Raw genomic sequence first — 6,664 nt, 5'->3', positions numbered from 1 at the left:
GGCGACCAGATTGATGACGCCATCGGAGGAGCGTTCGAGAATGCCTCGCACAAGAAGCGCAGGGGATTCTCGCGCAACGCGACGGTACCGGGTCCAGACCCCGACGCTGGCGATGACGTTCAGGATGCCGGTTTCGTCCTCAAGGTTCAGAAACGTCATGCCGCTGGCCGTTTGTGGCCGTTGCCGATGCGTGACGACCCCGGCGACTTCGATGCGCCGTCCAGACTCCGCGCCCTCCAGCCGCTCGATGGGCAGCACACCGCGTGGGGTGAGCACCTCGCGCACATGCCGCATCGGGTGATCATCGGTCGATATCCCTGTCGCCCACAGGTCGTAGGCCACCTGCTCCGCCGGGGACAGCATGGGAAGCAGCGGCGGCTGGATGCTCATGCCACTGCCGGGCAAAAATCCCGGCTTCTCCTGGGCGGCTGCCCCGGCATCCCACAGCGCCTCTCGACGAGTCATGCCGAGGGAGTCGAAGGCGCCGGCAGAGGCGAGCGCCTCAAGCTGGTCGGCGTTTAGGCCGACGCGCCGGGCAAGATCGGCGAGGTCGGCAAAGTTGCCGCCCTCCGCCCGCTCGGCCACGATGCGCTGAGCCAGGGCTGTGCCGATGCTGGTTACCTCGGCCAAGCCCAGCCGCACGGCGAAAGAACCGTCGCGCCGGTGCCCAAGGGTGTCACTGGGGGTTGCCCGGTCAAACGGGCCGATCGGCGGCTGTTCAAAGCTCGCGCAGGCGTCGGCTCCTGTTACTCCGGCCGCGCCGGGCAACGATTCGAGCGTCGCCTCGGCATCGGAGAGCAGGATGTCGGGGCGCAGCACCTGCACGCCGTGGCGGCGGGCATCGGCCACGAGGGTCTGTGGCGAGTAGAAGCCCATGGGCTGAGCTCTGAGAAGCGCCGCAAGAAAAGCGGCAGGGTAGTGCAGCTTGAGCCACGAGCTCGCGTAGACAAGCACGGCAAAACTCAGCGAATGTGACTCGGCGAATCCAAAGTTAGCGAAGGCCTCGATGCGGGTGTAGATGCCGTCGGCCACATCGTCGGTGATGCCGTTCTCAGCCATCCCCGCATACAGCTTGGCCTTGAGGGTTTCGATGCGCTCGACGCCGCGCTTGGACCCCATCGCTCGGCGCAGCAGGTCGGCGTCTTCTGCGGTGCAGCCGCCGACCGCGACCGCCATCTGCATGAGCTGCTCTTGAAAGAGCGGCACCCCCAGGGTGCGCTTCAGAACCGGTTCGAGGAGCGGGTGCAGGTAGTCGACTGCCTCCTCGCCTGTCCTCCGCCGAATGTAGGGGTGGACGGCCCCGCCCTGAATCGGTCCGGGGCGAATAAGGGCGATCTCCACGACGAGGTCATAGAAGCACCGAGGCTTGAGCCGGGGCAGGGTCGCGAGCTGGGCGCGACTCTCCACCTGAAAGACGCCGACGGCATCCGCCCGGCACAGCATGTCGTAGACGCCCTGCTCCTCGCGGGGAATCGATTCGATCGTCCACCTCTCGCCCAGGTTGTCGTCGATGAGATCGAATGCGTATTGCAGGGCGGCGAGCATGCCGAGCCCCAAAAGGTCGAACTTGACCAGGCCCATCCACTCGCAGTCGTCCTTGTCCCATTGCAGAACCGTGCGGTTCTCCATGCGGGCATGCTCGATGGGGCACACCTCTCCCACGGGGCGTTCCGTGAGCACCATGCCGCCGGAGTGGATGCCCAGGTGCCGTGGCGCGGTGAGTAGCTGGTCGGCGAGGGAGAGGACGGAGGCGGGGATGCCCCCCTCTGGTGCCTCGACCGACCCCCAGCGTTCCACCTGCTTCGACCAGGCATCCTGCTGCCCCTGGCTGAACCCCAGAGCCTTCGCCATGTCACGCACGGCGTTCTTGGGGCGATAGCTGATCACGTTGGCCACCTGGGCGGCGTTACGGCGCCCGTACTTTTCGTAGACGTACTGGATTACCTCCTCGCGGCGATCGGAGTCGAAGTCGACGTCGATGTCGGGCACCTCCTCTCGCAGGCTTGAGAGAAATCGCTCGAACGACAGCCCGTAGAAAATCGAGTCGCCCGCCGTTATGCCGAGCACATAACAAATGGCCGAGTTCGCTGCGGATCCGCGTCCCTGGCAGAGGATGCCGCGGCTGCGGGCAAAACACACGATGTCAAAGACGATTAAGAAGTAGCCGGGAAAGTTTTTCGCCTCGATCACAGCGAGTTCCTTCTCGAGCCGGGCATGGACGGCGGCGTCGGCGTTCGGATACTTCTCGGGCAGCCGCTTCCGCACAAGTTCCCTCAGCCACGACATTGAGGTGTGGCCCTCGGGAACCTCCTGTTTGGGCAGCTGGGGCCTGGCCGCCCGCAGGCTGAACGCAAGGTCGTCGGCGAGCTCGACGGTGCGCGCCACCGCGCCGGGGTAGCGAGAGAAACGCTCCGCCATTTCGGCCCCGCTGCGCAGGTGGGCTCCGTCGGATGCCGGTAGCCATGCATCCATATCGTCGAGGCTGCGGCGGGCGCGAACGGCGGCGATGGCCGAGGCCAGTGGGTGTTCCTCGGGGGTTGCATAGTGCACATTGCCGGTCGCGATGTAGGGCAGCCCTGCCTGCGCAGCGATGCGAGCCAGGGTGTCGTTGTGATCGCTGTCGAGGGGGCCGCCGTGGTCGATGAGTTCCACGACCACATTGTCGTGGCCGAAGAGGTCGACGAGCCGGGCGACCTCGCGGGCGGCCCCCGCCTCGCCTTCGTCGGCAAGGGCTCGTCGCACCGCACCCTTGCGGCAGCCCGTGAGCACAATCCAGTGACCATCGGATGCCGCGGCCAGCTCATCGAGGTCATAGACGGGGCGTCCCTTCTCGGCCCCGGAGGCAAGCTGTGCACTCGTGATCGCCCCTGCCAGCCGGTGGTAGCCCTCCTCCTTGCGGGCAAGCACCACGAGGTGGTCGCCCTCGGGGTCCGCCCTGCCATTCTGTGGCGCGCTCAGCCCGAGGGAGAGTTCCGCACCGAATACGGTAGCGAGCCCCTGGTTCTCCGCAGCCTCGGCCATCCGCACGATCCCATAGAGGCCATCGTGGTCGGTGAGGGCAAGCCCGTGCAGCCCAAGTCGAACGGCCTCATTAACGAGCGCCTGAGGGGAGGATGCGCCGTCGAGAAAGCTGAAGTGCGAGTGGATGTGCAGCTCGGCATAGGGCACGGTCGCGCCGAGGGGCGCCGCAGCCGGCAGCGGCGTGGCAGCGGGCAGCGGCGAGGCTGGGGGCTGGGCAGTCGGTTCCTTTCGCCGTTCAGCCCGGCGGGGCAGATGCGCCTCGCCCGAGAGCGCGCGCTCAAGCTCGGCCCAGGTCACCGGTGGGTTATTCCAGCCCATCGCGTCGTCCTCCTTTCGTGTGGTGTTCGTTCTGGAGGGGGCAGCTCACTGTGCGTCAGTCATAGCGGGCCTCCACCCGCCAGAGGTGCTGCTCGAGCAGCAGTAGCCAGCCCTCCCCGTGTTCGTCAACGAGTTGGAACCGGTCGATTCGGCGGGCTCGCGCCGGATCCCACCAGCGCTGTCGAATGGGCCACGGCCCAGCCCATGCCGTCACCCTCTGTCGCCGGTTCTCCGCGAGCGAGAGCCAGGCGGGGTCGCCAGTCACCCTGCCGCGGCGGTCGACATCGACGGTGCTGCCATCGCTGGCCAGAACATTCGCCGAGAGGGGTGGTTCATAGACCGTCGCAGGCGCAGGGGCGGGCAGACTGCCGGGCCAGGGGCGATCGGCAGCCAGGCGTGCGGCAGGGGGCGGGGCGTCTCCCCAGGGCACGAGAACCCGACGTTCTGTGAGCATCCTGCCCCCGCCCGGCACCGCAGTAAGCACGGCATCGTGCCCGAGCATGCTTTGGATGCGTGAGAGGCCGTGATGGATGCGCTCGTCCGGGCTGCGCCCCCATAGCCCCTCTTCATGGTTGCCGATCGCGTCGACATGGGTCGGGCTAATGGTTACGCGGGAGACGGGAGCCTCAAGCCCCGTATCGATACCGTCGCCCTGCAGTTGCCAGCGAACCCTGTCGACGACATCGGCAGGGGTGAAGTAGCGGGGGTGGCTCCATTCCCGCTCGGAGCCGCCAGAACCCTCCGTCGTGATGTGCACGCGAATTCCTGTGCAGACGAGACCTGCCGCCGTGAACCCGCTCGCGAATCGATCGGCGACGGCCCGGAGCGCGAATGCGATCTGGTCGATTCGGTCGAGTGGCGGCTCACAATCGATCTGCACGTCGAAGTCGAGCGGGGGAACGCGGGGAACGACGATCCTGTGATCGAGGCCAGCGGCCCGCTCGTGGGCGCGCGCGCCGGATTCGCCGAATCGTGCGCGGACATCGGTAGAAGAGAGCGCGGCAAAGTCGCCAAGGGTGCGGGCGCCGAGCTTGCGAAGCAGCGCCGTCAGGTCTCCATCGCCCACGGTCTCGATCGGCAGGGGAGCGAGAAAGGCGGGGGATGCTCCCGGCGGCACGATGAGAACACGGTGGCCTTCGGCGCCGCTGGGGGGTGCAGAGGGCGCTGCACCCGTCACGGGCCCCGCACGGTAGGCGGCCTGCTCGGCGGCGAACCGGCTGTCGGCGATGCCGATGGATGCTGGGGGGCTGCCCTCGGCGAGCATCCGGTCGAGAAGCGCTGTTGCAGCGGGGAGTTCGCCCCCGTAGTAGCGGGCGGCTCCTCTGGCACGCACAGCGCAGAGCCCCGGCCTGATGGGCTCGACGCCGGGGATGATCTCCTCGATGCTGCTGATGACCGGCTCGAAGGCGCGGGCGTCGGCCTCGGCGTCGTAGGGGGTGATCGTGAGGTCAGGGCAGCGCAACTGGGCCTCGCGCACTCGGAGTCCGCGGCGCACACCTTCGCGGCGGGCTTCTGCTGAGCATGCGATGACGAAGCCTTTATCGATAATGGCTACGGCAGCGGTGGGGGAGAGCCCTTCGGTTGCTCTTGCCGCTTCAACGGGCCAGTCGGCGAACCAGACCACCATGGAGCGGGCAATGGAGGCAGTCATCAGCCCACGAGTTCTGGGGCGAGGCGAAGCCCCACAGGATGCGGCGCAGTCGGCACGGCTGCATCAGGCATTGCCGCGCCAGGCACGGCTGCCGCGGTCGCCCCGGTCCCGCTGGTGGGGGCGAAGGGAAGGATGAGCGTGCGGGTGCGGGAGCGCCCATCGCGCCCGCCAACCTCAACGCGCATTAGCCGTCCGGCAAGGCGCCCGTGGCCGTTGCCGATTCCCGACCAGGTGCTCGCGGTGGCCCGAATGCTCGCATCGGCTCCTGGCCACTCGCCGAGCACAATGAGAGTGCTCTCGCGCTGGCGCAGGCGTGCCGCAAGGCGGGAGGCCTCGGCGGGGGCAATGCGGGGCGGGGCTGCGGCCACGACGACGCCGAGAACGTCTGTCATGGCGGCGGCGACAGAGAGCCAGCGGGAGCCGGGCTGGGGCACCAGCACCAGGCGGGAGAGGTCAATGCCCAGCTCTGCCGCTGCCTCAGTGCTGAGGGTGGGCGCCCCCAGAACACCGCACCACGAACCCTGTTGTGAGGGGCCAGCGAGCAGGGCTAGGGCGAGGCTGGTTGACCCTGTTACCGAGTAGGTAGCGCCGGCCCGAAGGCCGTGTGGGAGAATGCTGCGCAGCCCATCGAGCACAGGAAGCATGGTGTCGGGCAGCTTGGTCGCCTGCATCTGGCGGATGCGCGCCTGCAGCTCCGACACCGCGGTGGGCATCGAAGTGGGGCGAGAACCCGCAAGAAGAGTCATACATCAATGTTCGAACACATGTTCGAATAAAGCAACCACAAGAACGGCTCAGCTTTGGGCGCACCTCTCTCTGACGTTTCGAAAATCGGCCCACCCTAGGGCAAGCTAGGCGGGTGACCGCCGTAGAGACACAGCGCCCCGTCCTCAGCCGCAAGCTTCTGCCTGCGGCCTTTATCTCGATCTCGGCGTTTTTGCTCTTCGGCGTCCAAACCCCGTTCGGTTATGCGGCGCTCGCCGCAGGGCTCATTGTCGGGTTTGTGGTTGATCGTGAGCTGTTCAAGCACCTCGCGCTCATCGCGGCCGGTCTGCTCATCATTAGCCTGGTTCCCCTCAATGCCGACCTCAGCATCGGCCACATGGTGGCGATGGGTGCTGCTCTTGCGCTCGCCGTTGCTGTGCCATGGCTCGTATCCCGCTATGTATATCGCGAGCGAATCATCCGCTTTCCCATGTTCACAGGGGAGTCGTGGTCGCTTACGGCTCGGCTCTATCTCGTCGGCGTTGTTGTGCTCGGATACCTGATTCTGCCGGTGTACCTCATCAGCACTGGTGTGTATCACAACTGGCCCGATGCCTCAGAAGATCCCACGATCTTCTGGCGGCTGTTTCTCGGCGTCAACGCCGTCGGCATTTGGGATGAGCTCTTCTTTATCTGCACAGCCTTCACGCTTTTGCGACGGCACTTTCCCGACTGGCTCGCCAATGTCCTCACGGCTGTCATGTTCTCGTCGTTCCTGTGGGAGATCGGCTACGAAGCGTGGGGCCCGTTGCTGACGTTCCCGTTCGCCCTTCTCCAGGGCTACACGTTCAAGCTCACTAAGTCGTTCACCTATGTCGTGTCGGTCCACCTGCTCTTTGACCTGGTGCTGTTTCTCGCGCTCGTGCATGCTCACGACCGCTCCTTTCTGCCCATCTTCATCTACTGACT

At 66.4% G+C, this 6,664-nt stretch carries 4 protein-coding genes; 1 reads left to right on the top strand and 3 read right to left on the bottom strand.

The window, feature by feature from the left end; all coding sequences use genetic code 11:
• The 3 genes from AC062T_RS07875 to AC062T_RS07865 all read right to left on the bottom strand — a co-directional run.
• Positions 1 to 3,339: error-prone DNA polymerase (locus AC062T_RS07875; protein ID WP_476028895.1), on the bottom strand; the 3,339-nt coding region annotated here is incomplete at its 3' end.
• 55 nt (positions 3,340 to 3,394) lie between these two features.
• The gene (locus AC062T_RS07870) at positions 3,395 to 4,990 is read right to left on the bottom strand and encodes a DNA polymerase Y family protein (protein WP_476028893.1); all 1,596 of its coding nucleotides are present in this window, start codon (positions 4,988 to 4,990) and stop codon (positions 3,395 to 3,397) included.
• Entirely contained in the window at positions 4,990 to 5,736 is a 747-nt protein-coding gene (locus AC062T_RS07865; RefSeq protein ID WP_476028891.1) for a hypothetical protein, read from the bottom strand. Before AC062T_RS07865 ends, AC062T_RS07870 begins: the two co-directional genes overlap by 1 nt.
• Positions 5,737 to 5,849: 113 nt before the next feature.
• Between AC062T_RS07865 and AC062T_RS07860 the strand changes: the two genes are divergently transcribed.
• Entirely contained in the window at positions 5,850 to 6,662 is an 813-nt protein-coding gene (locus AC062T_RS07860) for a CPBP family glutamic-type intramembrane protease (RefSeq protein ID WP_476028889.1), read from the top strand.
• The last annotated feature ends 2 nt before the right edge of the window (positions 6,663 to 6,664 follow it).

This window comes from Homoserinimonas sp., from assembly GCF_056262345.1.
Note: the sequence above shows the minus strand (reverse complement) of the source record. Positions and strands in the feature narration are given on the sequence as shown.